The sequence below is a fragment of the Pseudomonas batumici genome, assembly GCF_000820515.1.
GTDB lineage: Bacteria > Pseudomonadota > Gammaproteobacteria > Pseudomonadales > Pseudomonadaceae > Aquipseudomonas > Aquipseudomonas batumici.
Map to the genome: position 1 here is coordinate 1 of NZ_JXDG01000101.1, position 308 is coordinate 308.

Here is a 308-nt window from a genome sequence, read left to right on the forward strand (position 1 = left end):
ACCAACCTGTTGGCCCTCAACGCCGCCATCGAAGCTGCCCGTGCCGGTGAGGCCGGTCGTGGTTTTGCGGTGGTGGCCGATGAAGTCCGTGGTCTGGCCCAGCGCACGCAGAAGTCCACCGAGGAAATCGAAGGCCTGGTGGCCGGTCTGCAGAACGGCACCCAGCAAGTCGCCACGGTGATGAACAACAGCCGCGCCCTGACCGACAGCAGCGTCGCCCTGACCCGCAAGGCTGGCACCTCACTGGAAAACATCACCCGCACGGTGTCCAACATCCAGTCGATGAACCAGCAGATCGCCGCGGCCGC

At 65.3% G+C, this 308-nt stretch carries 1 protein-coding gene; it reads left to right on the forward strand.

Going from position 1 to position 308, the window contains the following annotated elements; translation table 11 throughout:
* A partial coding sequence (locus UCMB321_RS28405; RefSeq protein WP_040072023.1) for a methyl-accepting chemotaxis protein occupies positions 1–308 on the forward strand: 308 nt, incomplete at both ends.